This is a genomic window from Patescibacteria group bacterium, from assembly GCA_028711655.1.
Classification (GTDB): Bacteria; Patescibacteriota; Patescibacteriia; order Patescibacteriales; family JAQTRU01; genus JAQTRU01.
Genome location: JAQTRU010000011.1, coordinates 1 through 25,184, shown reverse-complemented (window position 1 = coordinate 25,184; position 25,184 = coordinate 1). Strand labels below are relative to the sequence as shown.

The 25,184-nt window shown below is 40.0% G+C and carries 33 protein-coding genes and 2 tRNA genes; 8 read left to right on the top strand and 27 right to left on the bottom strand.

The genetic code is table 11. The annotated features are described in order from the left end of the window. The first annotated feature begins 187 nt into the window (after window positions 1–187). From PHQ42_02225 to PHQ42_02190, 8 genes are all read left to right on the top strand, one after another. Window positions 188–802, top strand: a complete 615-nt coding sequence (locus PHQ42_02225; protein MDD5071531.1) for a methyltransferase domain-containing protein — start codon at window positions 188–190, stop codon at window positions 800–802. A 199-nt stretch (window positions 803–1,001) separates the two neighbouring features. Further along, window positions 1,002–1,412 carry a hypothetical protein gene (locus PHQ42_02220; protein MDD5071530.1) on the top strand — a complete coding sequence of 137 codons (411 nt, stop codon included), beginning with the start codon at window positions 1,002–1,004 and terminating at the stop codon, window positions 1,410–1,412. A 67-nt stretch (window positions 1,413–1,479) separates the two neighbouring features. Next, window positions 1,480–1,854: an HIT family protein gene (locus tag PHQ42_02215; protein ID MDD5071529.1), complete on the top strand. Its 375-nt coding sequence runs from the start codon at window positions 1,480–1,482 to the stop codon at window positions 1,852–1,854. Window positions 1,855–1,951: 97 nt separating this feature from the next. After that, window positions 1,952–2,380 (top strand): pyrimidine dimer DNA glycosylase/endonuclease V, encoded by a 429-nt coding sequence (locus PHQ42_02210; GenBank protein MDD5071528.1) that lies wholly within the window; start codon window positions 1,952–1,954, stop codon window positions 2,378–2,380. A 60-nt stretch (window positions 2,381–2,440) separates the two neighbouring features. Beyond that, a complete protein-coding gene (locus tag PHQ42_02205) occupies window positions 2,441–2,776 on the top strand; it encodes a MazG nucleotide pyrophosphohydrolase domain-containing protein (protein ID MDD5071527.1) in 336 nt (111 codons plus the stop codon). Beyond that, window positions 2,773–3,735 carry a magnesium transporter gene (locus PHQ42_02200; GenBank protein MDD5071526.1) on the top strand — a complete coding sequence of 321 codons (963 nt, stop codon included), beginning with the start codon at window positions 2,773–2,775 and terminating at the stop codon, window positions 3,733–3,735. Before PHQ42_02205 ends, PHQ42_02200 begins: the two co-directional genes overlap by 4 nt. A 119-nt stretch (window positions 3,736–3,854) precedes the next feature. After that, window positions 3,855–4,565, top strand: a complete 711-nt coding sequence (locus PHQ42_02195; protein ID MDD5071525.1) for a class I SAM-dependent methyltransferase — start codon at window positions 3,855–3,857, stop codon at window positions 4,563–4,565. A gap of 21 nt (window positions 4,566–4,586) precedes the next feature. Then, entirely contained in the window at window positions 4,587–5,111 is a 525-nt protein-coding gene (locus PHQ42_02190; protein MDD5071524.1) for a cysteine peptidase family C39 domain-containing protein, read from the top strand. A 79-nt stretch (window positions 5,112–5,190) separates the two neighbouring features. Here the strand turns inward: PHQ42_02190 and PHQ42_02185 are convergent, their stop codons facing one another. The 27 genes from PHQ42_02185 to PHQ42_02055 all read right to left on the bottom strand — a co-directional run bounded on the left by PHQ42_02185 (window position 5,191) and on the right by PHQ42_02055 (window position 24,986). Next, the gene (locus PHQ42_02185; protein ID MDD5071523.1) at window positions 5,191–6,402 is read right to left on the bottom strand and encodes a glycosyltransferase; all 1,212 of its coding nucleotides are present in this window, start codon (window positions 6,400–6,402) and stop codon (window positions 5,191–5,193) included. Window positions 6,403–6,429: 27 nt separating this feature from the next. Next, window positions 6,430–7,290, bottom strand: coding sequence for a glycosyltransferase family 2 protein (locus tag PHQ42_02180; protein ID MDD5071522.1), 861 nt, complete (start codon window positions 7,288–7,290; stop codon window positions 6,430–6,432). Between the two features lie 76 nt (window positions 7,291–7,366). Beyond that, window positions 7,367–8,581, bottom strand: coding sequence for a replication-associated recombination protein A (locus PHQ42_02175; GenBank protein ID MDD5071521.1), 1,215 nt, complete (start codon window positions 8,579–8,581; stop codon window positions 7,367–7,369). A 95-nt stretch (window positions 8,582–8,676) separates the two neighbouring features. Then, complete coding sequence (gene uppS / locus PHQ42_02170) at window positions 8,677–9,387, bottom strand: polyprenyl diphosphate synthase (GenBank protein ID MDD5071520.1); 711 nt, start codon at window positions 9,385–9,387, stop codon at window positions 8,677–8,679. A gap of 12 nt (window positions 9,388–9,399) precedes the next feature. Further along, window positions 9,400–10,044 carry an MFS transporter gene (locus PHQ42_02165; protein ID MDD5071519.1) on the bottom strand — a complete coding sequence of 215 codons (645 nt, stop codon included), beginning with the start codon at window positions 10,042–10,044 and terminating at the stop codon, window positions 9,400–9,402. Window positions 10,045–10,049: 5 nt separating this feature from the next. Next, window positions 10,050–10,316: a DUF167 domain-containing protein gene (locus PHQ42_02160; protein MDD5071518.1), complete on the bottom strand. Its 267-nt coding sequence runs from the start codon at window positions 10,314–10,316 to the stop codon at window positions 10,050–10,052. A gap of 6 nt (window positions 10,317–10,322) precedes the next feature. Continuing rightward, window positions 10,323–10,949, bottom strand: coding sequence for a hypothetical protein (locus PHQ42_02155; GenBank protein ID MDD5071517.1), 627 nt, complete (start codon window positions 10,947–10,949; stop codon window positions 10,323–10,325). Window positions 10,950–11,014: 65 nt separating this feature from the next. Continuing rightward, complete coding sequence (locus PHQ42_02150; protein MDD5071516.1) at window positions 11,015–12,241, bottom strand: phosphodiester glycosidase family protein; 1,227 nt, start codon at window positions 12,239–12,241, stop codon at window positions 11,015–11,017. Between the two features lie 56 nt (window positions 12,242–12,297). Continuing rightward, window positions 12,298–12,504, bottom strand: coding sequence for a DUF378 domain-containing protein (locus PHQ42_02145; GenBank protein ID MDD5071515.1), 207 nt, complete (start codon window positions 12,502–12,504; stop codon window positions 12,298–12,300). 66 nt (window positions 12,505–12,570) lie between these two features. Next, the gene (locus PHQ42_02140; GenBank protein ID MDD5071514.1) at window positions 12,571–13,236 is read right to left on the bottom strand and encodes a sugar transferase; all 666 of its coding nucleotides are present in this window, start codon (window positions 13,234–13,236) and stop codon (window positions 12,571–12,573) included. A 65-nt stretch (window positions 13,237–13,301) separates the two neighbouring features. Continuing rightward, window positions 13,302–13,709 (bottom strand): hypothetical protein, encoded by a 408-nt coding sequence (locus PHQ42_02135; GenBank protein ID MDD5071513.1) that lies wholly within the window; start codon window positions 13,707–13,709, stop codon window positions 13,302–13,304. Window positions 13,710–13,803: 94 nt separating this feature from the next. Then, a tRNA-Pro gene (locus PHQ42_02130) sits at window positions 13,804–13,877 on the bottom strand. A gap of 90 nt (window positions 13,878–13,967) precedes the next feature. Beyond that, window positions 13,968–14,321 carry an MscL family protein gene (locus tag PHQ42_02125; GenBank protein MDD5071512.1) on the bottom strand — a complete coding sequence of 118 codons (354 nt, stop codon included), beginning with the start codon at window positions 14,319–14,321 and terminating at the stop codon, window positions 13,968–13,970. 64 nt (window positions 14,322–14,385) lie between these two features. After that, window positions 14,386–14,461: transfer RNA gene (locus PHQ42_02120), tRNA-Ala, on the bottom strand. A gap of 33 nt (window positions 14,462–14,494) precedes the next feature. Next, window positions 14,495–15,019, bottom strand: a complete 525-nt coding sequence (locus tag PHQ42_02115) for a peptidylprolyl isomerase (protein ID MDD5071511.1) — start codon at window positions 15,017–15,019, stop codon at window positions 14,495–14,497. Between the two features lie 236 nt (window positions 15,020–15,255). Beyond that, window positions 15,256–15,855: an HD domain-containing protein gene (locus PHQ42_02110; protein MDD5071510.1), complete on the bottom strand. Its 600-nt coding sequence runs from the start codon at window positions 15,853–15,855 to the stop codon at window positions 15,256–15,258. Next, entirely contained in the window at window positions 15,842–16,303 is a 462-nt protein-coding gene (locus PHQ42_02105) for an 8-oxo-dGTP diphosphatase (protein MDD5071509.1), read from the bottom strand. Before PHQ42_02105 ends, PHQ42_02110 begins: the two co-directional genes overlap by 14 nt. 142 nt (window positions 16,304–16,445) lie before the next feature. Next, window positions 16,446–17,432: a DUF362 domain-containing protein gene (locus PHQ42_02100; GenBank protein ID MDD5071508.1), complete on the bottom strand. Its 987-nt coding sequence runs from the start codon at window positions 17,430–17,432 to the stop codon at window positions 16,446–16,448. Window positions 17,433–17,446: 14 nt separating this feature from the next. Beyond that, window positions 17,447–18,175 (bottom strand): hypothetical protein, encoded by a 729-nt coding sequence (locus tag PHQ42_02095; protein MDD5071507.1) that lies wholly within the window; start codon window positions 18,173–18,175, stop codon window positions 17,447–17,449. Window positions 18,176–18,300: 125 nt separating this feature from the next. Next, window positions 18,301–19,080: an alpha/beta hydrolase gene (locus tag PHQ42_02090; protein MDD5071506.1), complete on the bottom strand. Its 780-nt coding sequence runs from the start codon at window positions 19,078–19,080 to the stop codon at window positions 18,301–18,303. 95 nt (window positions 19,081–19,175) lie between these two features. Beyond that, window positions 19,176–20,654: a CCA tRNA nucleotidyltransferase gene (locus PHQ42_02085; protein MDD5071505.1), complete on the bottom strand. Its 1,479-nt coding sequence runs from the start codon at window positions 20,652–20,654 to the stop codon at window positions 19,176–19,178. Window positions 20,655–20,776: 122 nt separating this feature from the next. After that, window positions 20,777–21,145 carry a hypothetical protein gene (locus PHQ42_02080; protein MDD5071504.1) on the bottom strand — a complete coding sequence of 123 codons (369 nt, stop codon included), beginning with the start codon at window positions 21,143–21,145 and terminating at the stop codon, window positions 20,777–20,779. Window positions 21,146–21,283: 138 nt separating this feature from the next. Next, window positions 21,284–21,721 carry an NUDIX domain-containing protein gene (locus tag PHQ42_02075; GenBank protein MDD5071503.1) on the bottom strand — a complete coding sequence of 146 codons (438 nt, stop codon included), beginning with the start codon at window positions 21,719–21,721 and terminating at the stop codon, window positions 21,284–21,286. A gap of 78 nt (window positions 21,722–21,799) precedes the next feature. Beyond that, window positions 21,800–22,333, bottom strand: coding sequence for an ECF transporter S component (locus PHQ42_02070; GenBank protein MDD5071502.1), 534 nt, complete (start codon window positions 22,331–22,333; stop codon window positions 21,800–21,802). Window positions 22,334–22,404: 71 nt separating this feature from the next. Continuing rightward, window positions 22,405–22,758, bottom strand: a complete 354-nt coding sequence (locus PHQ42_02065) for a four helix bundle protein (protein MDD5071501.1) — start codon at window positions 22,756–22,758, stop codon at window positions 22,405–22,407. A 56-nt stretch (window positions 22,759–22,814) separates the two neighbouring features. Continuing rightward, window positions 22,815–24,518, bottom strand: a complete 1,704-nt coding sequence (locus PHQ42_02060; GenBank protein ID MDD5071500.1) for a [FeFe] hydrogenase, group A — start codon at window positions 24,516–24,518, stop codon at window positions 22,815–22,817. Window positions 24,519–24,746: 228 nt separating this feature from the next. Then, window positions 24,747–24,986, bottom strand: a complete 240-nt coding sequence (locus PHQ42_02055) for a four helix bundle protein (protein ID MDD5071499.1) — start codon at window positions 24,984–24,986, stop codon at window positions 24,747–24,749. Window positions 24,987–25,184 lie beyond the last annotated feature (198 nt).

The following is a 25,184-nucleotide window of genomic DNA, read 5'->3' as shown; positions in this document are numbered from 1 at the left end:
GATCCCTGGATAATCTTGTTGTTCTATTATTTATTGATGTATCCATAAGATATTCCGACTACACATATTTAATTTTATTTTACCTTATTTTAAATAAAAAATAAACAAGTTCGTATATAACTTGTTATCGGAAATTTCTGTTGCCCCTCAAAACATTTAAGTATCAGCTCCTCTTTTTTATATAATTATGGACAAATCAAAACAAGCAAGTTCTGTATATGATAAAATTGCAGAACCTTATGCAAAAGAGTTTTCAAAACCTTCAGAATATATAGAAGAATTTTTGGCTCTGCTTCCAAAAGACGCAAAAATTCTTGATGTTGGTTGTGGTGTAGGAGTAGATGCTGGATTTATGGAATCCGAAGGTTTTGAAATTATTGGTATAGATTTGTCAAAAGAAATGCTTAATATTGCAAGACAAAAATTTCCTCAAATTGATTTTAGACAGCAAGATATTAGAACATTAGATTTTCCTCCTAATTCTTTTGATGGAATTTTAGCTTCTTGCTCTCTAATTCATATTCCTAAAAAAGATGTTCCTGCTCTTTTAGAAAAATTCCACCAAATTCTTAAAAAAGATGGTGCAATCTATATTGCATTTCAAGGAGGAAAATCAGAGGAAATTTTTATCGATGAACCTTTCAAACCCGATGAAAAACTTTTCTTAAATATCATTTCTTTTGACGAGGTTCAGAACTTGCTTGTTAAAAATGGGTTCTCTATTGTGAAACACTATGAACGAGAACCAAAATCAAAAGAGGAGCTGAATTATACTAAACTCTATGTAATAGCTAAGAAGTAACGGGGCAACAGAAACTCAAGGGGACGCTGCGCTTTCGTCGCTACGCTCCTCACCCTCATATAACAGGCATTAACAGGAAAATCACTCGGCTCGTGATTTTCCCAAATTGAGTTCTCAGCTCTGTTCCCTTCGGTCACGAGGAGAACTCAACTTCTGTTAATGCCGATGCTAAATATGCAAATTTTTTAAAATCAACTATATGATTTACCTGAAAAATACTTATAGATTCCTCAAACATATCCTTGTTATTCCTCTGGTCTCAACTTTGGTTGTGCCACTATTAATAATGGATGTTTGGGCGGAAATGTATCATAGAATCTGTTTCCCCTTGATGCGTCTGCCTTATGTTAGGCGCAAAGACTATATCAAAATAATGGATCGCGCCAAATTGCCTTATCTTAATTTCATTCAAAAGCTTTACTGTATGTATTGCGGCTACGGAAATGGTGTAATTCGCTATTGGGCAAAGATGGCTGCAGAAACCGAACTTTATTGGTGTGGCATTAAGCACGAAAAAGACCGCGATAAATTTCCGCCCAAACACCAAGAAAATTTTTCAGAATACGGAGACGAGAACGACTTTAAAAATAAGTATTACCGGAAGAATTAAAAAAAATTTACGTACATCGTATAACACCGAATATACGTGAACGTTATATGAAATAAAATTAAACTACATGCTTCCAAAACCCTACAAAAACGCAATAATCTATGAGGATAAAAAACTTTATGCTTGTTTGGCCAATGAACCTATTACGGATGGCCATACGGTAGTTGTCTGGAAAGATAAGGTTGCGGATTTGCATCTGCTCACCAGAAAAAACTACGAGTATTTAATGAAAAGGGTAAACGAAATCAGAAATGCAATGTTAAAAGCGTTGGGGGTTGAAAAGGTCTATCTGTTGTACATGGACGAGGCGAAACAAGTTCATTGGCACCTAGTGCCCCGGTATGGCAAAACGGGTTTTGTAAATTTACTGCAAAAGCCCGGAAAAATAAAAGACTTCTCGCTTGATGATAAAATACGAGAGCATTTAAACATAAAAGTTTAATTTACATCCGATACTTTACAAACTATAACAAGGAAGCAAGGCAAAAACTTCAAATACGCAGAAACGTGTATCTTAATATTAATTACTTGTTATAAAAATGCGTTTGTGGTCAATCCATCCAAAATATTTAGATAAAAAGGGGCTGTTAGCGGTTTGGAGAGAATGTTTGCTGGCTAAAAAAGTTCTTGAAGGCAAAACCAAGGGCTATAAATATCATCCGCAATTGATTCGTTTTAAAAATTACAAAAATCCGCTAGCCGCAATTAACGCTTATCTTTTTGAAATTTACAAAGAAGCCAAAAAAAGAGGATATAATTTTGATAAAAAAAAGATAAAAATCGTTAAATTGAAAAATAAAATTCCTGTTAATTCGGGACAAATTAAATTCGAATTTAAACATCTGTTAAAAAAACTCAAGTTAAGAGACGGGGGAAAATACAAAAAAATAAATTTATTGAAAAAAATAGAGATAAATCCTGTCTTTTTCGCAGTTCCCGGAAAAAGAGAAAAATGGGAAAAAACATAAAGGCTTTATCCGAAATTCCTCTCAATCGCATCGTAATATGAAATATAATTTTTATTCATTATGGATTTCAAAGAACTTCAAAATAAGGTTGTAAAAAACGCCATTGATTACGGCAAAAAATATAACGTGCGAATAGATGCGGATTTCGCGCTTTTGAAATTGTACGAAGAAGTCGGAGAGCTCGCCCAGGCGGTTCTGATCCACCGGAAAAAAAGCCGGCCGGAAAAACATTTGCCGAAAAAAATTTCAAAAAAACAAGTGGCGAAAGAATTGGCCGATGTTGTGGGCATGGCCATAGTCAACGCGCATTTGCTGGGAATTGATTTGGAAGAGGCCATTGACAAAAAATGGATCAACAAAGAATGGATTAATAACAAAAAAACTAAAAATTTATGAGATTATTAAATTCAACGGGAAAAATAACCACAAAAGTTCCAACTTGCGGTTCGGACCAAAAGGCGGAAGAAGTGAAAAAATATATTCTGGAAAACGCGGCCAAGTTTGAAACCATTAATTATATCTACGTTTTGAGCAAAAGTAAAAAACTTAAAGGGATTATATCAATCCACGAGCTTTTTGGCTGTTCGCCGGAGGCGTATATCAGAAACTATATGGCCACGGATATCGTAAAAGCCCGGCCGGACACGGACAAGGAAAAAGTGGCTTATTTGGCTTTAAAAAACAATATCAAATCGGTTCCGGTTGTTGGCAAGGAAAATAAATTTATAGGAGTTGTCTCAAGCGATGACATATTAAACATCCTTGCCGATGAAGCCAATGAAGATTTTATGCTAATGTCGGGCATTATTCCCAATAATTCGGCGGACGGAGGCAAATTATCCGTTTTCAAGAGCTTTGTCCACAGAACCCCTTGGATTATAGTCGGCCTGTTCGGAGGGCTGCTGGCGGCCAAAATAATAAGCGGTTTTGAGGGCATTCTTGAAAGAGAAGTGATTCTCGCCGCCTTTATACCCCTGATAGTGTATATGGCAAACGCGGTCGGGGCGCAAACTCAAACTTTGTATATACGCGACCTTGCTGTTTCCCAAAAGGTGCCTATCCTGAAGTATGGCCTGAAACAAATAGGCGTCTCCGCTTTAATCGGCGCCGTCTGCTGGCTGGTCATCGCGGGCATCTCCCTGATCGCCTGGCAATCCCAATTGCTGGGCGCGGTTATCGGTTTTGCCGTCTTCTGTTCAATCATCGCCGCAACGATTTTCGCCATAGGCATCCCCTTTCTTCTCGTGAAATCCAAAAATGATCCGGCTATAGGAAGCGGCCCTTTCACCACGATTATCCAGGACGTTTTAAGCGTTTTAATTTATTTTTTCATTGCTTCGGTTTTAATGGCATAATGTCCCGCGCTCATAAATAACGGCAAACCCATGGGTTTATTCCGAGAATTAATTCTTTCAACGTTTTTTTTATTATGATTTATAAAAAAGTTATCCCCGGCTCGACAAGCCGCCTGGCTATCGTGGACCACAACGAAACGTACGGCCGGCACATACTTGAAAAAGTCGCCAAGGACATTAAAATAATAAAATGCGTGGATATCGGATGCGGAAACGGAGACGACCTGTCCATAATCAAACGATGCCATCCGGAAGCCGAACTGTTCGGCGTGGATTTCGGCTCCTGGAACAGGGAAAAACTTGAATCGCTTGGCATAAAGCATATTTCCGCCGATATAGAAAAAGACAAACTGCCCTTTGAAGACGAATCAATTGATTTCATTATTGCCAACCAGGTTCTTGAGCATACGAAAGAAATTTTTTGGATAAACCATGAAATATTCAGGTGCTTGAAAGTGAACGGCGTATTTTTTATGGGCGCGCCCAATCTCTTGTCCCTGCATAATCGCTTCCTTATGGCCTTGGGCTGGCATCCGACCGGTAATAAGCTCATATCGGCTCATGTCCGCGTCTTTTCCAAAAAGGATGTGGCCTTCTTCTACCGCAGTATAGGCGCTTCCTTCTGCCGGATAGAGCAATTCCGCGGTTCGCAATTTTATCCTTTTCCAAAAACAATCGCCAGATTTTTGTCTGGCCTTTTTCCGTCGTTGGCTTTCGCTAATTTTTATGTCATCAAAAAACACAACCTATATAAAAAAGAATTCATAAACTGGCCCAAATACGCCCAATTGGAAACGAATTATTTCACCGGACAAGCAAAAAATAATTAACCCCTTCTGAAGGAGTGAACTATGAAAATGATAAAATTGCCGGAATTAATCCAAACTTATGTCTGGGACTGCGGGCCAAAAGCTCTGCAAGCGGTTTTTGCCTATTATGGCATCCATGCCCGCGAAGACGACATAATGGAAATGGCGGGCACCACCAAGGACGGCACCCCGATCAGCGGCATGAAAAAAACCGTAAAAAAATACGGCCTGAAATGCCAGGCCGGAAGAATGACGATTGAGGAGGTGAAAAATTATATTGGCAGGGGGATACCGGTAATCCTTCTCCTTCAGGCCTGGCCGATGAAAAAAGTTGAAGACTGGAGCCGGCACTGGGATGACGGGCATTACGCGGTGGCGGTTGGCTGTACCGCTGAAAAAATCATCTTTGAAGACCCGTGGATACTCTCCCGCAGCTACTTGACTCACAAAGAATTGGAAAAAAGATGGCATGACAAGATCGGCAACCGACGGTTTTATAATTTCGGCCTGGCTATCTGCGGGCAAGAAAATTCCCGCAGCTTAAAAAAAATGGTCCGCATGGGCTGACTTTGCCAAAATTTGCAGGAGGAAAATTAAAAATAATAAGCCGCGAGCGAATCACGGCTTATTTTATTTTTCTAATTCCCTAATTTTTTAACCCCAAAAGCCTTTTGGATAATTTTATATAGTCAAGCAGGTGCCGCGTTATTAAAAAATTTTCTTTTACGTATTCCCGGCCGAATTCTCCCATTTTCTTGCGCCTTTCCCCATTTCCCAAAAGTTCAACTATTCTGTCGGCGCATTCCTTGATGTTATTTACCAAATAGCCGTTTTGGCCGTCAATAATCTGGTTGGGGATGCCGCCGACATTACCACCTATTACCGGCGTGCCTTTCCAAAGGGCTTCGCTAACAGTAAGGGCAAAGCCCTCGCGCAAAGATTTTTGCAGGACTACGGCTGACAATCTCTGGAGGGCGTTGGCGATAATGATGTCGTCTTTCAATATTACCTTGATATCATCTTTCCCCTTGGCCATTCTCAAAACTTCCTTGTAAACTCCGTCTCCTTCCGGGTCATCAGTGGCTAAATTGCCCAATAAGATCAGCTGGCAGTTGGCTTTCTTTCTGGCGATCTCAAAGGCTCTTACGACTCCGACCTGGTCTTTCCAGAAATCATAACGGGAAATCTGGCTGATAATCGGCTTATTTAACTTTATGCCAAGCTCGCGCAAAACCTTCTTGGCCGTTTTTTCATTTATTTTTCTGTTTTTTTCATTCAAAGGGTCAATTGACGGCATGATGATGGTTTGCGGCGGCTTTATGTCGCTCTTGCGGTATTTCTCATCGGAAACAATAACTTCATCATATTTGTTTATAAAAGTCTTTAAATACTTCCAGAGCTCCTTATCCGGCTCGGTAATATCCATATGGCAGCGCCAAACCCAAGGCTGGATTTTTTGGCAAAATTTTATCAGGGGCAAAACCTGCGGATCATGGGCGATAACCAAATCGCTTTTTCCAAAATGGTTAAAAACCGAATTCTTTTCGCAAATCTCTTCGTAAATTTTTTTAATTTTTGAATCAACTTTAACGCGGGCCCCTTGGGCGCCGTTGTGAAAAAGCTTGGTAATTTTAAAAAAGGGCTCGCTTCCCTTTAAAAGTCGCCACTCGGCCTTGATGCCCAAATCATTCATTAAAAGAACTAGGCTGTCCAAAATTTCCGCTACGCCCCCGACATAATAAGTGGAGTTAATGTGAGTGATGTATTTGCCCCTTAGGGGTTCCGCTTCTTCCCTAATTTCTTTTAATTTTTTACTGCCGATGATTTTTCCGTATTGGCCTATTTTTCTTATTCCCATAAAAAATTCTTTAAAAATTAATTTTACTTAAGTCTTGGTCCGGCTCTTTATTCCCAAACCTCTCCCCAAGAAACTAAAAATAATCCCGGGTATCCAGGCTAATTTCAAAATCCAATATTGCCAAAGCGGCTGCCATTTTCTGAAGTAAACCAACTGCGAATCGCGGAAATACTTTTGCGCCCTGCCTCGCGGCAACTGATTAAAACTCCGGCCAACATAATCCAGACATTTTGCCGCGGGCGCATGCCAAACCTGTCCGCCGGATTCTCTAACCCGTTGGCAATAATCCACTTCTTCAAACCAAATAAAATATCTTTCATCTAATAACCCGATATTTTCAATGGCCTCCCGCCTAATCATAAAAAAAGAGCCGCGGATAGAATCAACCGATGCGAATTTTTCATAATCAAAACCGTTCCGCAGATATTTATTCAAAATCCTCGGAAAAATATGCGGCGCCTTCAGGGCAATCGCTAACTGGTCCCAAAGCCTTGGAAAACGGCGAACTTGTTTCACGGTCTCGCCTTTTTTATTAACCAGATGGCAGCCGGCTATTGTCGCCTGCTTGTTCTGCCGCATCCAATCCGCCATATTTTTTAGAGTCTCGGGAAAAACGCGCATATCCGGATTAAGAAGAAGTATAAAATCGCCACTTGCCTGCTTTATGGCCTGATTATTGGCTTTGGCAAAACCCAAATTATCATGGTTGGCGATCAATTTCACCTCTGGAAATTCTTTTTTTACCATCTCGGCCGACCCGTCTTCGGAATTATTATCAACGACAAAAATTTCCATATCTAAACCGCCCCGGCTTTGCTCAAGGGCTTTTAAATTTTCTCTCAATTTTTCCCGGACATTCCAGGAAATAATAATGATGCTTAAATCCATATATCGGAGTATGGGGACTTAGTCGCCATTAAGGCGACTAAGTCCCTTAAATTTTTTTCGCTTTTAACTTTTCATTTTATAAATATTTTCTCCCCCTTAGTTCTTCGGGTAAATATTCCTGCTTTTCTTTATAATCATAATTAGGCGAATATTTGTATCCTTTGCCATAGCCCAAATCTTTCATCAAGTCAGTTTCCGCGTTCCTGATATGAAGCGGCACCGGCAGATTGCCAAATTCTTTCACGTCCCGAGCGGCTTTGCCATAGGCCACGTATAAATCATTGGATTTTTCGCATTTGGCCATATAAACCACGGCTTGGGCTAAAATGACGTTGCATTCGGGCAAACCGATAAAATGGCAGGCATTATAGGCCGCTACGGCCTGCTCCAAGGCCCGTGAATTAGCCAGGCCTATATCTTCTGAGGCAAAACGGACCAATCGACGCGCTACGTAAAGAGGGTCTTCTCCGGCCTCCAGCATCCGCGCCAACCAATATAAAGCTCCATCTGGATCTGAACCACGCATTGATTTGTGTAAAGCGGAAATTATATTATAATGTTCTTCTCCATTTTTATCGTAAAGAAGATAAGATTTTTGAAATGCTTCCTTCACTATATCAAAAGTAATTTTTTTACTTATTGAGCTGGCATATTCCAAAACATTCAAAGCGACGCGAGCATCGCCGTTGCTCATTTGCGCTAAAACATCAACGGCTTTTTTATCCATCTTTATTCCCATACCTCCCAAACCGTTTTTTTTATCTTTCCGAGCCCTATTAATAATTTCAACAATATTTTCATTGCCTAATTGCTTCAAAACTAATACTCGGCAACGAGATAATAAAGCTCCGCGTATTTCAAAGCTGGGGTTTTCAGTAGTAGCGCCAATCAAAACAACCGTGCCTCTTTCTATGTGGGGCAAGAGCGCGTCTTGTTGAGCTTTGTTCCAACGATGAATTTCATCAATAAATAAAATCGTATTTTTACCGAGTCTTTTGCTTTCTTCCGCCCTGATAATAACTTCTTTCAAATCCTTTACACCGCTGGTGACAGCGCTGAATTTCACAAATTCCGATTTTGTTTGTTTGGCAATAATAAAAGCCAGGGTGGTTTTACCCGATCCGGGCGGACCCCAAAGAATTACGGAGGGCAAACGATCAGCGTTAATTGCCTGCCGTAATAATTTTCCTTCCCCCACAATCTCGTCTTGACCAAGAAAATCTTCCAATATTTCCGGCCTGATTCTATCAGCTAGCGGTGTTTGGCTATTTTTAAAACTCACGTTTGCCATACTATAAAATTAGCAAAATTTAACCAAAATAGCAAACAAAAAATGCACAAAAAATCTTTGTACACTTTTAATTTTTCATTATTCATTATTCATTTTTACTCCCCGTCTCCCCCAAACCTTCTCTTCCGGCTGGCATATTCCTCCAGAATCAAATCCACGTCTCTTTCCTCAAACTCCGGCCAATACTTTTCCATAAAAAATAATTCGCTGTAAGCGCCCTGCCAAAGCTGAAAGCCTGATATTCTCTCTTCTCCCGAAGTCCGCACAATTATGTCCGGGTCAGGCAATTCCCCGTTATATAAATATTTTTTAATTAAACCCTCATGCACCTGCTCGGCTTTTATTTTATTTTTTATCATTTTTTTAATAGCATCCACTAAATCTGCCCGGCCGCCGTAGTTTAAACAAATATTCAAAGTTCCTTTCTGGTTATCTTTTGTTTTATTTATCGCTTCCTGGCAGCTTTCCGGCAAATCACCCGGCAATTCATCAATCTTGCCGCTGATTAAAATTTTATAGCCCTTTTTATTTATGTCTTCTATTTCTTCGTCAATAGCTTTTTTTAATAATTTCATCAGATAATTAACTTCTTCCTGGCCGCGATTCCAGTTTTCCGTGGAAAAAGCGAAAACGGAAAGGATCTTTACCCCTCTTGAAAAAAACCATTCCGGCGCCTGCCGCATTTTCTCGTAACCGGCCAGATGCCCGTCTAAAGTCGGCAAATTCCTTTCCCGCGCCCAGCGCCGGTTGCCGTCCATAATGATGCCGATATGAACCGGAATATTTGTTTTTTTCTTGCCTTCCATAATTTAAAAAAATTATCTTTTAGAAAAAATATAGCCGATCCTCATTTTTCTGTAAATCCCCAGAAGAAACAAGGAACCCGCAAAAGAAAAAGCGCTAACCAGCAAAAAAAGAATACTAAAACCGAATTTATAAGCTAGAAATCCTCCCAAAGAAGCGGCCGCCGCTCCGCCCAGGTCAACTAGGGTTTGGTATATTCCCCACTCCAAGCCTTCATGTTCTTTGTCTATATGGCGAGTAAAAATCGCCAGCCAAGACGGGTAAGTGAAGGCGGTTGCTACGCCGTAAACGAATTGCGCTAAATAAAGCTGGAGGGGAGAAGAAATAAAAAGATAAGCTATTGGCACGAGACTAAAAAGAAGAGAACCAATCAAGAGAGCCCAAAAATCATCTCTTTCCCCCTTGATTTTATCTATTATGGTCGCCGCCGGAATCTGAATCAAACTTCTGGAAAACAAAAATATAGCGGAAGCTATTCCTGCCACCTCCAGATTGCCGCCCTCTATTGTATTAACGATAAAAACGGCAAAAATCGGGGCAATCAAGCCAAATCCGCTCAATATCAAAATATCGGAAATAGTCAAAAACCGAACAACCGGATTGATGTCCTTGAGGGAAAAATAATTTTCTTTTTTTAATTTTTCCAAATTTACCGCCATAAAATTTATTTTGTTATTTTTATTAATTTTAATTTTTCTCTTGCTCCACTTACTAGGGTCCCCTTCTCTTTCCCCGCGCCAAACTCGCCGGCTAAAAATTTTATCAATTCCCGATTGGCCCGGCCTTTCTCCGCCGGAGCGGCTATATCAATTTTTATCGTCCCATCCGCCATTATTTCCCTGATTGCGGTCTTGGCGGCGGACGGCCTCGCTTTCACCCTTAAATATATAACTCCTTCTTTTTTCAAGCTTTTTTTGAATCCAAGAAGCATAAAAAATTATTTAACGGAAAAACTGTCCGCTATTTTGCCAAACTCTTCCCTGTTCTTCTCCCAATTGAAAATTCCGGAATTAAACGACATATTCCAGATGTCATCATCCTCGCCCCTGATTAAAAATATAAGGACTTTGAAACTGGCTCCGCTCTGGTTCAAATCCGCTTCCAATTTATAAGCGTCGCGGTCTCTAATCTTTAAATTTCCTTCCGAAGTGAAAATAATTTCCGGCGCGAATTGCTTCACCATCTCCTTGATATAACCAATATAATCTTCAACGGTTCTCTCCCCCAAGGTATCATAAGAAACCGTGTAATAACTCCTGAAATTTATTCTCTCCAAAGCCGGGTCGGTAATTTCCTCTCCGGCGTTGACTACCATGGCGGAAACGCCGGTCGGCGCTCCCGCTTCTTGCCAACCCTTCGGAAGCAAAACGGAAAAGCCGTCTTTTTCCAATATTTCGTCTTCCTGGGCCGCCCTTTGGCCGCCAATAAAACTCTGCCCGGCATCAAAATTGCCCTCGCCCTTGCTTCTGCCCAAAAACCAGCCAATGCTTAAGCCGACAATTAAAACCAAAATAAAAACAGCGATAATAAATAAATTTTTTCTCACCCAGCTAAATTTCTCCATATATTTTTTGTTATGCTCTGCGGAATCTAAATCTCCGGCAGAGTTAATAACTTTTAAATTAATGATTATTTTTCTCTAAAAATAATGGCATTGGGAATATTCCTCCCCGGCCCGACCATGTATTCGTCGTTATAAAACAAGGCCGAAGATCCTCCCCCATCCAGATTCAAAGCGTATTCCATCCCCATGGCTTTCATAATTTCCGCCAAATCAGGCACGGTGGCGGCTCGGGCGACAACTAAATAAATTTTTCCGTTTTTATAGGCCAGACCATTGCGCAAGGCTTTTGTTTTCAACTGCGATTCGTCAATGTCCCAATCTATCAACAAATTCATGCCGTTTTCAATTAAACGCGGTTTATTCCCCAAAGCCGCCCGCAATTTTACCCCGTATTTTTCCTCAAAATTATTTACGCTCACAAATTCCCGGCTATCTTTAAAATAATAAAATTTATTATTAATGTCAAAAGCCATAATCGGTCCGGTCGTCCAATATTTAAGTTGATCCCCATTTATAAGTTTGCCTAAGCGGGAGTTATAAACCGGAAAAAAATAATAATTAATCCCCCCGCAGCCGCCGCCGGAACAAAAATAAGTGGCGTTGATTCCGGCAAACCCTTCGTTGGCTATAACAAATTTAGCCAAGGGCTTTGCCCGGCAATTCCTTTGGCAATTATCATCGTCTGCGGTATCGGTAATAATTTCCAGATTGGGATTGGCTAAATCTATTTCCACCACGTCAACAAAAAATTTCCCGGAAGAAGCGATAATTTCTTTTTTATGCTCATATCTGCTGTATTCATTTATAGACTCGTCATAACCCGGCTTATGGACCTCGGCCAAGTCTTCACGGGTGATGCCCAGGGATAACTCACGCATAATCCGGAAAGCGTCAGCCGGACGTCCCAAATAGTATTTCTTCAAATCTAAAGGATTTATATACCAAGCCTCGCCGTTTTTCTCCGCTTGCAGGATTATCCTGCCCGCCAATTTCTTGGCTAAAGCCCGGTCGCCGGCAACCGGCATCCCGGCCTGAGCGATTCTTTGGAAATCAATTTCGGAAATGCCCAAACCCAACTCCCGCATAACGGAAAAAGCGTCTGCCGGGCGGCCGAGATAGTAGCGCTTGTTATCCTCCGGATAAACATACCAGGCCTCGCCCTTGCCTTCAACGTTAAGAAGAATCCGGCCGGACAGCTTTTCCCCCAAACTTTGCGCCCAGACAGAAGTTGGAAAAAAGAAAAATATTATGATTATTATTTTCCAAATTCTCATTATACTATTATACCACATAATTAGAGCCCGCTTTCATGCAAAAGCGAGCTCTAACAACTCCTTGGATCGTTTTTTTAATTCTTTCCTAATTTAGCCGCAATCGCCACCACATAAATGGCCGCTATACCCACCAAGGCATAGATAATACGGGAAATGGCTGACATATCGCCGAAAATAGCTGCCACCAGGTCAAACTTAAAAAGTCCGACCAAACCCCAGTTCAAAGCGCCGATAATCGCCAAAACCAAGGCAATCCAATCTAATGCGTTTAATTTTCGCATGCCTTTTAAAAGTTAATTATTATACTCATATTATAACATAAAAAAATTATAATAAAAACTTTTAAACTAAATTCCTTGGGCCCGAAAAATTATTAAAAACGTGCGCAGGATTATTTTTATATCAAATAATACCACTTTCCAGCCGGAATTATTCCGGCAAAAATCAATATATTCTCTGTCTAATTTGTCCTGGTCAACGCCCGACTCGCCCTTATGGGCCTGATAAGGGCCGGTTAGGCCGGCTCTGATTAAAGATTTAGTTCTCATCCCTCTAGCCAAAATATCCTGATAAATTTTCGGGTTAACCGGCCGGGGACCGACAAAACTTAAGTCCCCTTTTAAAACATTAAAAACCTGCGGTAATTCATCAAAATAAACTCTCTGAATAATTCTACCAAAAAATATTAAATTTTTTCCGTCTCCCTCAATTTTTTTCAGATTTATTATTTCTTGGCTCTCTTTCAATTTACGGAAAACCTCAGCGGAAAAAATATTAAATTTTATAAGATTAAAACTTTTTCCCTGCGAAATTCTTTTTTCGCAATAAAATAAAGGCGCTTTTAACCAGCCCCGGCAAATATGCTCAACAAAAATGGCTGCCAAGATTAAAATAAAAATGGGCAAAGTAAATATTAAAAAAATAAGAGAAAAAAAAATATCAAATAATCTTTTTAATTTAGGCAGAGTAATCTCTTTATTTTTCACCTCGTTAGAAATTTTCACAGTATCCATAATAAAAGATGGTTATACCCGTTATAGATTCTAGGGTAATAAAATTTCTAACGGGGTTCATGATTCTATTGATTGTAAATCGCTTCAACCATATCAGGATAAACATCGCTTACTTCTCCCGGCCTGGCTTCCTGGGAAACTTTATAGAAAATCCCGCTCTCCCCCTGTCTCACTTCCCTCACCCTCCCTATTCTCTTGATATTACCGCTTTTAAACATAACAATAGTATCAACTGCCAACCTTTCTTCTTCAAAACATTTATTGAGGTTAACCAACTTCCCGGCGGAAAAAACCGGCTCCATAGAACTGCCTTGAATTTTTACCGGATAGAGGCAAAGCGCCTTTGCCGCCAAATTATCTTTTCCGGCCAAAAAAGAAATTTTTTCTTTCGGCATTAATTTAATCCAAAGGACTAAAACCATAATTAAAACCGCCAAAACAACCGCTAAAATTTTTAATATTTTTGGGGGCATATCTTAATGTCGGGGTCGTCCCGCCCTTCGCGAAGGGCGGGACGACCTCCACGTCCTTCATCCCGCGCCATTTTGCGATTATACTATTATTTAGTCGGGGTGAGAGGATTTGAACCTCCGACCTCCACGTCCCGAACGTGGCGCCCTAAACCACTAGGCCACACCCCGTAATTTATATGGTGGGGAGCAGACCGTGGCGCCCCCTGCCTACCGGCAGGCAGGTAAACCACTAGGCCACACCCCGATAAAATTGCAAAATTACTTCTTTTTTATCAAATCATCCCTTTTTAAAATTTTCTTGACTACCACATACAAAATCACCATCACGATAATAAACGTCAAAAAAGAACTGATTATGGAACCAACATCAAAACGCGTGCCGGAAATATGAAAAGCTAAATTGGAAAATTTTTCTCCCGGCACTATCAAATTAATAAGGGGGGTGAAAATACCTTTAACGATTGAATCAATCAAATCTTTTGAAGTCTGGGCGACAATAACGCCGATGGCCAGGCCAATTACCGAATATTCTTTCAAAAATTCAATTAAACCATTGGTAAAATTTTTTTTCTTTTCCTCGCCGGAATCTTGGGTGTTTTTATCTTGTTCCATATTTTTATATTATTTCCCGCCAAAGGCGGGTCCGCCTTTGGCGGATATTATTTTATTTTTATACTGGTGGACCTGAGGAGACTCGAACTCCTTGCCTCTACGATGCGAACGTAGCGCTCTACCAGATGAGCTACAGGCCCTAACAGCTAAAAGCTAAAATTAAAATCTAAAATCTACTTCCCTATCAACTCTATGCTTTCTATCATAACATCTTGGAGCGGATGGTCATTCCCGTTGACTTCCACCGCCTCAATTTCATCTATCGCTTCCATACCGCTTACCACATAGCCAAAATTAGTGTGTTTGCCATCAAGCCAGGGCGTAGACTCGGCCGTAACGATAAAAAACTGCGAACCGTTGGTATTTGGCCCGGAATTGGCCATAGCCAGACTGCCCCGCGCCAGTTTATGTTCATTAATCTCATCTTGAAACTTATAACCCGGCCCGCCCGTGCCGTCATCTGACCAATCATCGTCTTTACTTAAAGGGTCTCCCCCTTGGATCATAAAATCTTTTATTACGCGGTGGAACTTTGTGCCGTTGTAAAATCCGGCTTTAGCCAAATTCAAAAAATTATTAACAGTTAAAGGAGACTCCTGGCTATAAAAAGCCACGGCGATATCGCCGAAATTGGTTTTAAGCACGGCCTGGCTTGTTCCGGAAGCTAAATCTTCCAATTGAATCTGATTTTCTCCGATAGTATCGCTTGGCGCAGACGATTTCTTTGTTGGCTTTAATTTTGGCGTCATACCTTCATTGATATCATTTATCCTCTCTACTACTCCTCTCTCATCATAGGTAGATGCAATTTCTGGAGCATTCTCTTCTGTTATTCTGCCAGTCTCCCGGACACAGCCAGAGGCAATAAATAAAATTATAATTAATAAAAATAACTTTTTCATACTCTACTCACTTAAATGTTATGCGTTACGCCTTATGCGTTATGCGAAACCGCTTTATTTATAATTTTTTTGGCTGTTTCATAATCAGCCCTGACTATTTTCCTGCCTTCCGGCATAATTTTAGCCCAGCTTCTTTCCAGTTTTGCTTTTAGCCATCTCGCCCCTTCCAGGGTTTTATATCCATGAATGCCAAAAGTTAAATAAAACATATCAGCCAATTCGGTAAAATGCGACATAGCGTCAGCCGAAGCTAAAATTTTGGCTTCTTTGCTTTTGTGCTCCAGCCTGACGCTGCCGCGGTGGCTGATAATGCATTCCTGGACTTTTTTTATCCTTTCCCGCGGAAAATTCAGCTTAGCCAATATCTTACCAGCTAATCTTGCGCCATGCAAGTGATGATTCTTGTATAATTTATAATCCAAAATTCCGGCGTAGTCATGGAGATAGGCCGCTAATTCCAGGACCTCCAAATCCGCTTTTAATTTCCTGCCCAAAACCAAACTATGCTTTACTACGGGCAGAATATGATATTGCCAGGCGGTATAGGAAAAGTTGTTCTTGGCTGAATAACAAGCTCCCTTAACCATCCTCCTTACTTCTTCTCTTGCTTTTTTATAGTTATATTTTCTCATATTTTATCACTTTTCCCTCTTTATCAAAATAAAATCTTTTGTGCTGATACTCGCCCCTAAGCAAAGGTTTAAGCCAATACTGGTCATCATCCCACATTTTATCCAATGGCACTTCGTCAATTTTAAACCATTTTAATTCTCCTTCGCCCATATCTCTCGGCTCGCCTTCCCAGTCGCGGCAGATAAAAACATGAGTTAAAAAATTAGATGCCTCGTTATCCACAAAAACAAATTCAAGCTCGCCCATCTTTTTTAAATTTTTCACGGTTATATCAGTCTCTTCCTTTATTTCCCGGATCGACGCTTCTTCTATGGTTTCACCCGGATTCTGCTTTCCGCCCGGCCCGTTCCATTTGCCTTTCCCAAATCCCCGGCTCTTGCATTGCAGGAGCACTTCGCCATTATTATTTAAAATATAACAAAGATTAGCGATAAAAGGAAAATTCATATCTATAAATTACAAATTTATTACAAATATACAAATAAATGTAAAATGGTTTATTGATTTTATTATTATTGCCTAACCCCCAAGTACCTAAGTAACTATTCACCTTCTTACTTCTAAATTCTCACTTATAACTCTTATCTCTTCACAAAGCTATTATCTCGTATCCCCTTGTCCCCAAGCCAATCTTTTCCCCATGTTCCAACTGCTCATCCCCGTTCTGTTTGGCAAAATCTTTGCATTGTTTAACCACCAAATCATAAGACGCCTGGTCAATCGCCACCGGATCAGCCGAAATTAAGATGCCAATATCATCAGTCATCGGCTCCATTTTTTCTCCGGCGCAATCACAAAGTTTTGTAATATTAGCTAAAAAATTTATATAAAAACATTTTTTACCCTTGATTCCAGCTAAGGCGTACTCGGCCAGTCTTTTCCTGAAAATACTTATATCCTTTTCTCCCCAGGGAATGGAAATCGCGCTTGTCGGACAAACCGCTATGCACTTTGAGCAGCTGATACATTTGCCAATATTAATCTTAGCTTTGCCGCTTTCATCAAAAGCTATCGCTTCTGCCGGGCAGTTGGCGATGCAGGCGCCGCAAGCCGTGCATTTTTCTTGTTCAACCTGATGTTTGACAAACGCGTGCAAAGCAAGTTTTCCTCTTCTGCCTGCCAGGCCCATGCTTAAATTTTTTATGGATCCTCCAAAACCGGAACTGATATGGCCTTTGAAATGAGAAATTACCAATAATGATTTGTATTTAGACAAGCCGCTCCCCAAAAAGCATTCTTTAAAAAATTCGCCTTTGATTTTTATAGAATCAACATCATCCCCAAACTCGCCGTCAAGAATATCAATTTCCGCGAAATCAAAGCCATGCTCGCGCGCCAATTTTTTATGCGTCTCCGCCTGGCTCCTTGGACTCTTATATAAAACATTACATTCCACTAAAGCCGGATTTTCCACCATCCCCGCTATCTCTTTAACGTAAGCCGCCGGCAGATAAGTAACATTGCCCTCCTCGCCAAAATGGACTTTTACCCCCAAAGGCGGGGGAAATTCAGGCAGTAAATTTTTTATCTTATTTAATTCGTTCAATTTAATGAAATAAACTTCTGCTTTATCCATAATTTATTTTACTGTTATTTATTTACCCTTAAATGGCCTCCCTTATAATAATTGGAAGAAAATATCACAAAAAGCATCTCCAGCTGATTTATAATTCCCCTTATCAAATCTTCCTGATCCCGGCTGATTTTTTGCTCGGGAATTATGCAAAAAGTTTTTATGCGGAAATTTTCTTGGCTGGAGGTTATAATCCTGCAACCGCCTAATTTTTTATTCCTTAACAAATCGTTATTGTTTATTTTCTGCTTGGCCGGGGAAACGCCTCCCCGCGTTCCATAATATTCCTGCAAACTCACGGAGCTTTGCCTGTCTATAATCCTTATGGCTACCCAGCCAACGTTAACGATGCCCAGAATTTTATCAGAGAAAAATTTTAAAATATATCTAAAATCTTTTTTGTTTTCGGGAATTTTTTTTATGCTCGAAAAAATTGACCTGATCTCCTGAATTTGCACATTCACTTCCCCAATATATTTAAAGGCTTCCATCATCCTAGCCTCCAAACTCCCCTTTTCCCTCTTTATTTTCTCCAACTCTTCTAAATTTTTAGCCACTTCCCGCCGATATAATTTCAAGATAATATAACCGATAGCGAAGAGAAATAATATTATTTCCATCTCCAAAAATTCCTCTTTGATAAAGAAAAATCCGCATTTTACCAGGGCGGGAGTTAAAACCACCAAAAAAAATATTATAAACAGGAAGGTAAAATATATTCTTTCCAATACTTTTAGATTTTTCATAATTTTAACCACGGGATTAATTACGGAGTTACTTGCCTGCCCTGCCTACCGGACAGGCAGGCGGCAGGCAGGACTCTGTAATTCTTAATTTTCCATAATTTTCATTCTGTGTTTTAGGTTATATATTACGTGTTTTGTATTATTTCCTCTATCCATTTTAAAAATATTCCTTTAATCTCAGTTAAATGCTCTTCATCCCTAAAAGTATGCGACGCGCCCTTTATAATATGCAACTCTTTTTTGCCTAGCAAAGCTTTAAATAATATTTTTTGATGTTCAACTGGAGTGCTATCATCCTGATCGCCAACAACCATAAGTATTGGCATTGCCAATTTTTTAACTTCTGGCAATAAGTCATACTTTAACCTATCTTCCATATGCGACCATTTTAATTTCTTTATAAGGCCGGGCCGGCTGTTACTTTTTCTAATCTGCCAGCCGGTTTTCTCCCAATCAGCCATTTCTTCTTTTGTATGAGCCTCTCGGCTTAATTGGCCTGAAACTACCGTTGAAATGGGGGCAACAGCTTTTACTTTTTCCGGATAATTTTGCGCGTATAAAGTAATACAAATCCCGCCTAAACTATGGCCTACCAGCCAAAACGGTTCCTCATGCCACTCCTGTTTTTTGGCCCACGAAATTACATCTTCCAGATCCTCATAATAATTAGTAGTAGTAGCGTCTTCATATTTCCCATCGCTTTCGCCAATTGAATTAGTCGTGTCAAAACGCACCACCGTAAACCCTTTTTCCAAAAAAGCTTTAGCAAAAGTGGCAATATGCGGCTGTTCTTTAAACCCGCCCAAGCCATGCATAACAAAAACCAATCCCTTGGTATTTTCGCCCCCTTCCACTATTACCGCAATTTTTTGCTTTTTTCTGTTCTCAATAAATAATTTCTGCATGAATATTAATTGCAGAGTTAACTCTGTAATTACTAATTTCACCTAAAATTTAAATAATTATTTGTATATTTGTAATAGATTTGTAATTTGTAAATTTATTTTACCCAAAACTCCCCCCTTAATTCTTTATCATCCTCCATCTTTTTCTCTTCAATTTTACTTTTAGCTTTGTCCCGCAACTGGCTTAATTCCATCTTATTTAATTCTCTGCTCCTTTTTTCCAGATATTTTTTATCATTCAATTTCGGATCTTCAATCACTTCAGACAAAAGCACGTCCAAAATCGCTCCGATTTTCGGTCCCGGAGTTATTTTCAACAATTTAATCAAATCGTCGCCGTTAATTTTTAGCATCTTGGCCGAAATCGGGTCTTGTCTTACTTTTTTCATCATATATTCAAGATGCCGCAATTTATAAGGTTTGGCCTTGGGCACGCCCGAACCAAGCCGGTCTGCCACCCGCAAATCAATTAAATCCGCCAAATTTCCCTCGCCCACTTTTTTAATCAATCGCCTGACCGAAGCCTCGGTTACTTCTCCGACATTATAATAAAACATATGGTGGCGGATTAAATTTGTCACTTTCTCCGTATCTTTATTGGAAAATTTCATTCTTTGCATTATTTTTTTAACGACTTTGGCTCCGATAATATCATGGTTATAAAAAGTGGCGTCGCCCTTAATAATCCTTTTGGCCTGCGGCTTGGCAATGTCATGAAGCAAAGCCGCGAATTTTACCCGCCAATCCTTGTTTGGGCAATATTTTAATGACAGAACCGAATGGTTAAAAACCGTATAAATATGATGCCGGTTTTGTTCAACCCCGACTCCCCGCTCCAGTTCCGGTAAAATATACTGCAATAATTTATTGTTATGAACAAGCATCATGCCTTCATAAGCCTTATTGGTTTTTAGAATTTTAATAAGTTCGTCTTTTATTCTTTCCTGGGAAACAAATTTAATTCCACCCGCCATTTTTTTTATGGCTCTCTCCGTTTTTGGCTCAATCGCAAAGCCAAGCTGGCAGGAAAATCTAATGGCCCGCAACAGGCGCAAAGCGTCTTCCTTGAACCTGTCCTCCGGCTCGCCCACCGCCCGAATAATCTTTTTCTCCAAATCCTTCCGCCCCCCAAACAAATCAACAATTTCACAATCGTCTCCTTTTAGTTTCTCGCTTTTAGTTTTTAGTTTTACCGCCATCGCGTTTATTGTAAAATCCCGCCTTTCCAAATCTTTTTCCAGACTGTCTTCGAATTTCACCTGGTCCGGATGCCTGCGGTCGCTATAGCCCTGCTCACTACGGTAAGTGGTTATCTCCGCAACGTCTTCAGTTTTGCCTTTTTTATCTTTGATTGGGACTAAAACCGTTCCGAATTTATTTTCATATTTGCCTTCCGAAAAAACCTTTAAAATTTCTTCCGGATGCGCTTCCGTAGTTATATCCCAGTCCCCTGGTTCTTTTTCCATAAATAAATCACGCACGCATCCGCCTACAATATAAGCTTCAAAGCCCGCTTTGGCTAATTTGGCTATTATTTCTTGAACATACCCCGGTATATTCATCCTTTTATCCATATTATTAATCCTTAAAAAGCTAAAAAAGCCAATTTTTATTGGCATAATCTACTTTAAATAATACTAAAAAACAAAAATTTAGTCAAAAAAATAAGGGTAATCTGCTTTTTAGCAAACTACCCCTAAATAGGCTCCGCCCTTCGGGTTTCTTCGGCATATTTTTCCGCCAAAGTTTTAAGCTCCCTGGCCTTTTCTCTCTCCACGTCAAATTTATTTATAATTTCATCAACAGCCATCTTCGCCACCAGGGCGGCAAAAATAGGAGCCCCCTCCAAAACTCTTTCGGCAAAACCTACTAAATCAGGCCGGGAATCAAAAATCAAAACAGTCTTAAAAATTCCCAAAGCCTCCTCGCACTGGCCCTTTGCCATTTCCGTTCTGATGAAACCGATAAAAACTTTTACTAATTCGCCCTGAAACCCTGAACCATGGGGCTTTGAATCCGGCGTTATTCCTATCCGGCTCAATAAACCAACTAAACCTGTCTTCATTTTCTTTGCCTCCTCCCCAAAAAGAACAAAAATTTCTATTTATATTCAGTTTTTCATGCTATCATATTTTTTTCTTAAAGTCAATCAAAAAAACGCCGAATTTTAATAACCCGGCGTTTTATCTTTAAAAATAATTTTTTAGCCCTGATAAATCTTTCCGGCTTTATAGTTTTTTATAATGCCTTCTGTATTGTCTAGCATTTTGGTTGGTAAATTGTCTAAGCTGAACCATTCCCACTCTTGGCACTTGTCCGGCTCCATTACCCTTGGCTCACCGCCCTTATATTCGGCTTTAACCCCCAAACCCAAGTAATGTTTATTGTCTGTTTTTAAATAACGCAACTCATCATATACGGATATCAGCTCAAATTCTTCCACCTCCAAACCCGTCTCTTCCTTAACTTCTCTTTTGGCAGTTTCAAAAATAGTTTCTCCAAAATCCAGATGACCGCCCGGGAAACTCCATTCCCCGGCCCCATGCGAACCCTGGCGCAGGCCTAAAAGCACTTCGCCTTTATCATTTTGGATCATCACGCCGACGCCAACTCGAGGATATTTATATCCATTATTTTTCATAATTTTTATCCATTAAGTTCTTTCGTTATGCGTTATCCTCCTCCGCTAAAGCTCCGGCGGACAAGTCCATTATGCGATCTAAAACCTCTTTAACCATCTTAATACCAGCCAGGCAATCAAACCGCCAGCCACGGCGGTGGCGAATTGGGTCCAGCTCATCATTTGCGCCACTTTTATGGTCAACTCCTGTTTGATAAGCAAGCGGCCGATTAAATTTACGCTAGCCAATAAAAACAAAAATTTTAACGCTGCCCCGACTAAAACCCCCAGCCAATAGCCTTGAACTTCTTTTTTGTTTTGATTGTAAATCCATTCAATGCTTAAAACAAAAATCACATTGCTGATCATTATAAAAGGTATAACCGGAGCCAAAATTGCCGGCAATAAACCGCCAGCCAAGGCCATGAGAGAAGGAATCAGGCAGACTACCAAAGCGCTCCTAATTCCCACTAAAAACAATATCAAAATCAAAATAGCGTTAATAATCGGGCCGGTTATCCATTGCAGATGGATAAAAAACGGCAGAAGCGCGGCTACGCCGGCCAGGCCCAAAAATTTTGCTATGACCCGGGCGTCCACGCGAGCTATGGTTTGTTCTTCTGTATATAACATAATTTTATAAGATACAAGAAACAAGATACAATAATCAAATAAATTCCAAAATTCAAATTCCAATAACCAAATTATCTTTTCTTTTCCGTTTTACAAATTATCGCTGATAAAATATTCTTTAATTCTCTGGCCTCTTGTTGAATCTTTTGCATTCTTGACTTAAATTCTGGATTTGCTTCTTCTATCAACCCCAACCAATGAATAATTTCTTTCCCTTCTTTCCTGGCTATTTTTAGTCTATAAATAAAATCTTTTTTACCTAAAGCATCATTCGCTTCTCTGTAGTTAGCGCCTACTGAACCTGCCGAACCAACAGTTTGCCCTATCAATCTATTATTTATCGAATTTTTCGGCAAGGCTTTACATAAACGTATTACTCTTCTGGCAAATTCCGCAGTTCTTTCTTCTAAATCAAAACTAGGCATATTATTTGATTATTGGATATTGGAATTTGTTTGTATCCTTGTTTCTTGATTATTGGTTATTTTTTGCTATATTCCGTATGCAGCACCTGATGTTCCAGTTTACCCTGCCCATTTAACCATTTTAAAACTTCCAAAACTCCTTTATTTTCATGGGCTTTTCTTATTTTTTTGCTTTTGTCCAATTTATATAAAGCGTCCATCCTTTTTTTTCTAATTTCATCAGTGGTGGGGATGGGTTGCCCGCCTCCGCCGATACAACCGCCGGGACAGGCCATCACTTCTATATAATCATATTTGCCTAAATTTTCCAAAACCGGTTCTATGTTGCCGATCCCATTTACTACCGCTACCCGTAACTTTTTCCCTGCCACAGTTACTGCGGTTTCTTTAACATCTTTTAGGCCGCGCACTTGTTTAAATTCAAGCTTGGTTTTACAAACTTTTCCTTTGTTTTTTCCGCAAGCTAAAAATTGGGCGGTGCGCAGAGCCGCTTCCATCACCCCGCCGCTGCCGCCGTAAATAACTCCGGCTCCGCTATAAATCCCCAAGACATTATCAGCCTTAATTGGTTTTAATTTGGGAAAATTTATATTGTTCTTTTTTAAAAGCCAGGCGAACTCTCTCGTTGTCAAAACATAGTCAACCGGAAAATTTCCTTTCACTTTTAATTCCGAACGGGAGGCTTCAAATTTTTTGGCCGTGCAGGGCATAACGGAAACAACCGCGATATCTTTGGAGTTAACTTTCATTTTATCCGCCCAGTAAGTCTTTACTGCCCCGCCAAGGTGGATATGCGGGCTGCGGGCCGTAGTTAAATTGGGAATCAATTCCGGATGGTAAAATTCAACATATTTTACCCAGGCCGGGCAGCAGGAAGTTATTAAAGGCATGGTTTCTTTATTATTCAGCCGTTCCAGCAGCTCCTCTGCTTCTGCCATAGTCGTCATATCAGCCCCGAAGCTCACATCAAAAATATGATTAAAGCCAAGCTCTTTCAACCCGGCCACGATTTGGTCGGTTAGAATCTTGCCATAAGGCAAATTAAATTCCTCGCCAATGCTAACCCGGATAGACGGAGCGAATTGGGCAACCATGATTTTTTTCTTGTCCGCCAAATCTTTTTCCACGGCTTCCCACTGGCTTTGCTCCTGGGCCGCGCCAACCGGACAATGAACCGCGCATTGCCCGCAATAAATACAATCAATTTTTTTATTTTTAGTCGGCACTATTTCCTGATCAACTCCTTTGCCTTTTAATTCTAAATAATTGATGTTCTGCAGAAGGGAACAGGCGTCAAGGCAATTGCGGCAATCAATGCATTGGGTTCCGTCAATTTCCACGGCATTGGCGAATTTATAAATTTTTCTGCGTCCCTTTCGGTCGGGAAAACGTTTTATCTCTATTTTGTACCTTTCGGCTAAATCCAGGAGAGCGCAATGGACATTCCAGATGCAAGTTGGGCATTTTTCAATATGCGCGGCAAAAATAAGCTCAATATTCAAATTACGCGTTTTTTTAACTCTTTCCGTGTCGGTCCATATTTCCATTCCATCTTCCGCTTTCCTTTGGCAAGATAGGCAAAGTTTTTTCTCTCCTTTTATTTCCGCAACGCAAATCCGGCAATTCCCTTTGGTGGGAAAATCCGGGTGATAGCAAAGCCCGGGAATAAAAATTCCGTTTTCCCGCGCTACCGCCATTATAGTTTTCCCCGGCTGGCAGCTTATTTTCTTGCCATTAATTTTTATTTTAATTTTTTTCATATAATAGACAGCTAGACAGCTAGTAAATAGACAACTGGAAGTTTTGATTAAGAATTAGAATGATAGAATCTACCTCAAATAAATCGGTTATCTATCCTTAAATTTATCAGTGCTCTGGATAAGTCCGCAGATTAACTTATATCCTTCATAACTTACCACCTTTATTCTGTTTAAGTCATCTTCGGTAATATAACCCAAATCTTTAGCAATGATCAGATAATTCTGCACTTAGGCTGATGAGCCTCTAGCAATAGTATAAAACCTAATTTTATCCTTATAGTGGTACCGGCCATATCCTTCGGCGATATTACCGGTAATAGAGCAGACTGCTCTTCTTATTTGACTTACTAAACCAAATAGTTCATCTTTAGGAAATTTTTTAGTTAATTTATAAACTTGCAAGACCAAGTTATGATTTTTCTGCCAAGCAAAAAGTTGGGTAAAATGTTTAATTGTCTCGCTAGACATAAAGAATAGTTAAACTTCTAGTTGTCTAGTTGTCTATTTACTAGTTGTCTTATTGCCTAAAGCACTCGCAAACAATCTTCCTATCCAGCCCCTTAAAATTAATCTTACTGCCCGGCGTTTTAACCAAAACATTATTTATATAAGACCTAATCGGTATCGGCGCTACGCACCCCAGTCCTCAAAATGAAGTTTCTTCCA

Excerpts from the sequence above, each read along its gene's own strand:
- PHQ42_02155 (MDD5071517.1), bottom strand. The coding sequence starts at position 10,949 with ATGGAGAAATTTAGCTGGGTGAGAAAAAATTTATTTATTATCGCTGTT.
- PHQ42_02135 (MDD5071513.1), bottom strand. The coding sequence starts at position 13,709 with ATGCCCCCAAAAATATTAAAAATTTTAGCGGTTGTTTTGGCGGTTTTA.
- PHQ42_02185 (MDD5071523.1), bottom strand. The coding sequence starts at position 6,402 with ATGGGAATAAGAAAAATAGGCCAATACGGAAAAATCATCGGCAGTAAA.
- PHQ42_02085 (MDD5071505.1), bottom strand. The coding sequence starts at position 20,654 with ATGGATAAAAGGATGAATATACCGGGGTATGTTCAAGAAATAATAGCC.
- PHQ42_02105 (MDD5071509.1), bottom strand. The coding sequence starts at position 16,303 with ATGAATTTTCCTTTTATCGCTAATCTTTGTTATATTTTAAATAATAAT.
- PHQ42_02065 (MDD5071501.1), bottom strand. The coding sequence starts at position 22,758 with ATGCCTAGTTTTGATTTAGAAGAAAGAACTGCGGAATTTGCCAGAAGA.
- uppS (MDD5071520.1), bottom strand. The coding sequence starts at position 9,387 with ATGGAAGGCAAGAAAAAAACAAATATTCCGGTTCATATCGGCATCATT.
- PHQ42_02090 (MDD5071506.1), bottom strand. The coding sequence starts at position 19,080 with ATGCAGAAATTATTTATTGAGAACAGAAAAAAGCAAAAAATTGCGGTA.
- PHQ42_02215 (MDD5071529.1), top strand. The coding sequence starts at position 1,480 with ATGCTTCCAAAACCCTACAAAAACGCAATAATCTATGAGGATAAAAAA.
- PHQ42_02055 (MDD5071499.1), bottom strand. The coding sequence starts at position 24,986 with ATGTCTAGCGAGACAATTAAACATTTTACCCAACTTTTTGCTTGGCAG.
- PHQ42_02095 (MDD5071507.1), bottom strand. The coding sequence starts at position 18,175 with ATGAAAAATCTAAAAGTATTGGAAAGAATATATTTTACCTTCCTGTTT.
- PHQ42_02200 (MDD5071526.1), top strand. The coding sequence starts at position 2,773 with ATGAGATTATTAAATTCAACGGGAAAAATAACCACAAAAGTTCCAACT.
- PHQ42_02210 (MDD5071528.1), top strand. The coding sequence starts at position 1,952 with ATGCGTTTGTGGTCAATCCATCCAAAATATTTAGATAAAAAGGGGCTG.
- PHQ42_02175 (MDD5071521.1), bottom strand. The coding sequence starts at position 8,581 with ATGGCAAACGTGAGTTTTAAAAATAGCCAAACACCGCTAGCTGATAGA.
- PHQ42_02110 (MDD5071510.1), bottom strand. The coding sequence starts at position 15,855 with ATGAGAAAATATAACTATAAAAAAGCAAGAGAAGAAGTAAGGAGGATG.
- PHQ42_02140 (MDD5071514.1), bottom strand. The coding sequence starts at position 13,236 with ATGGATACTGTGAAAATTTCTAACGAGGTGAAAAATAAAGAGATTACT.
- PHQ42_02150 (MDD5071516.1), bottom strand. The coding sequence starts at position 12,241 with ATGTGGTATAATAGTATAATGAGAATTTGGAAAATAATAATCATAATA.
- PHQ42_02080 (MDD5071504.1), bottom strand. The coding sequence starts at position 21,145 with ATGAAGACAGGTTTAGTTGGTTTATTGAGCCGGATAGGAATAACGCCG.
- PHQ42_02100 (MDD5071508.1), bottom strand. The coding sequence starts at position 17,432 with ATGGATAAAGCAGAAGTTTATTTCATTAAATTGAACGAATTAAATAAG.
- PHQ42_02220 (MDD5071530.1), top strand. The coding sequence starts at position 1,002 with ATGATTTACCTGAAAAATACTTATAGATTCCTCAAACATATCCTTGTT.
- PHQ42_02160 (MDD5071518.1), bottom strand. The coding sequence starts at position 10,316 with ATGCTTCTTGGATTCAAAAAAAGCTTGAAAAAAGAAGGAGTTATATAT.
- PHQ42_02190 (MDD5071524.1), top strand. The coding sequence starts at position 4,587 with ATGAAAATGATAAAATTGCCGGAATTAATCCAAACTTATGTCTGGGAC.
- PHQ42_02060 (MDD5071500.1), bottom strand. The coding sequence starts at position 24,518 with ATGAAAAAAATTAAAATAAAAATTAATGGCAAGAAAATAAGCTGCCAG.
- PHQ42_02180 (MDD5071522.1), bottom strand. The coding sequence starts at position 7,290 with ATGGATTTAAGCATCATTATTATTTCCTGGAATGTCCGGGAAAAATTG.
- PHQ42_02205 (MDD5071527.1), top strand. The coding sequence starts at position 2,441 with ATGGATTTCAAAGAACTTCAAAATAAGGTTGTAAAAAACGCCATTGAT.
- PHQ42_02225 (MDD5071531.1), top strand. The coding sequence starts at position 188 with ATGGACAAATCAAAACAAGCAAGTTCTGTATATGATAAAATTGCAGAA.
- PHQ42_02070 (MDD5071502.1), bottom strand. The coding sequence starts at position 22,333 with ATGTTATATACAGAAGAACAAACCATAGCTCGCGTGGACGCCCGGGTC.
- PHQ42_02125 (MDD5071512.1), bottom strand. The coding sequence starts at position 14,321 with ATGGAACAAGATAAAAACACCCAAGATTCCGGCGAGGAAAAGAAAAAA.
- PHQ42_02075 (MDD5071503.1), bottom strand. The coding sequence starts at position 21,721 with ATGAAAAATAATGGATATAAATATCCTCGAGTTGGCGTCGGCGTGATG.
- PHQ42_02165 (MDD5071519.1), bottom strand. The coding sequence starts at position 10,044 with ATGGCGGTAAATTTGGAAAAATTAAAAAAAGAAAATTATTTTTCCCTC.
- PHQ42_02145 (MDD5071515.1), bottom strand. The coding sequence starts at position 12,504 with ATGCGAAAATTAAACGCATTAGATTGGATTGCCTTGGTTTTGGCGATT.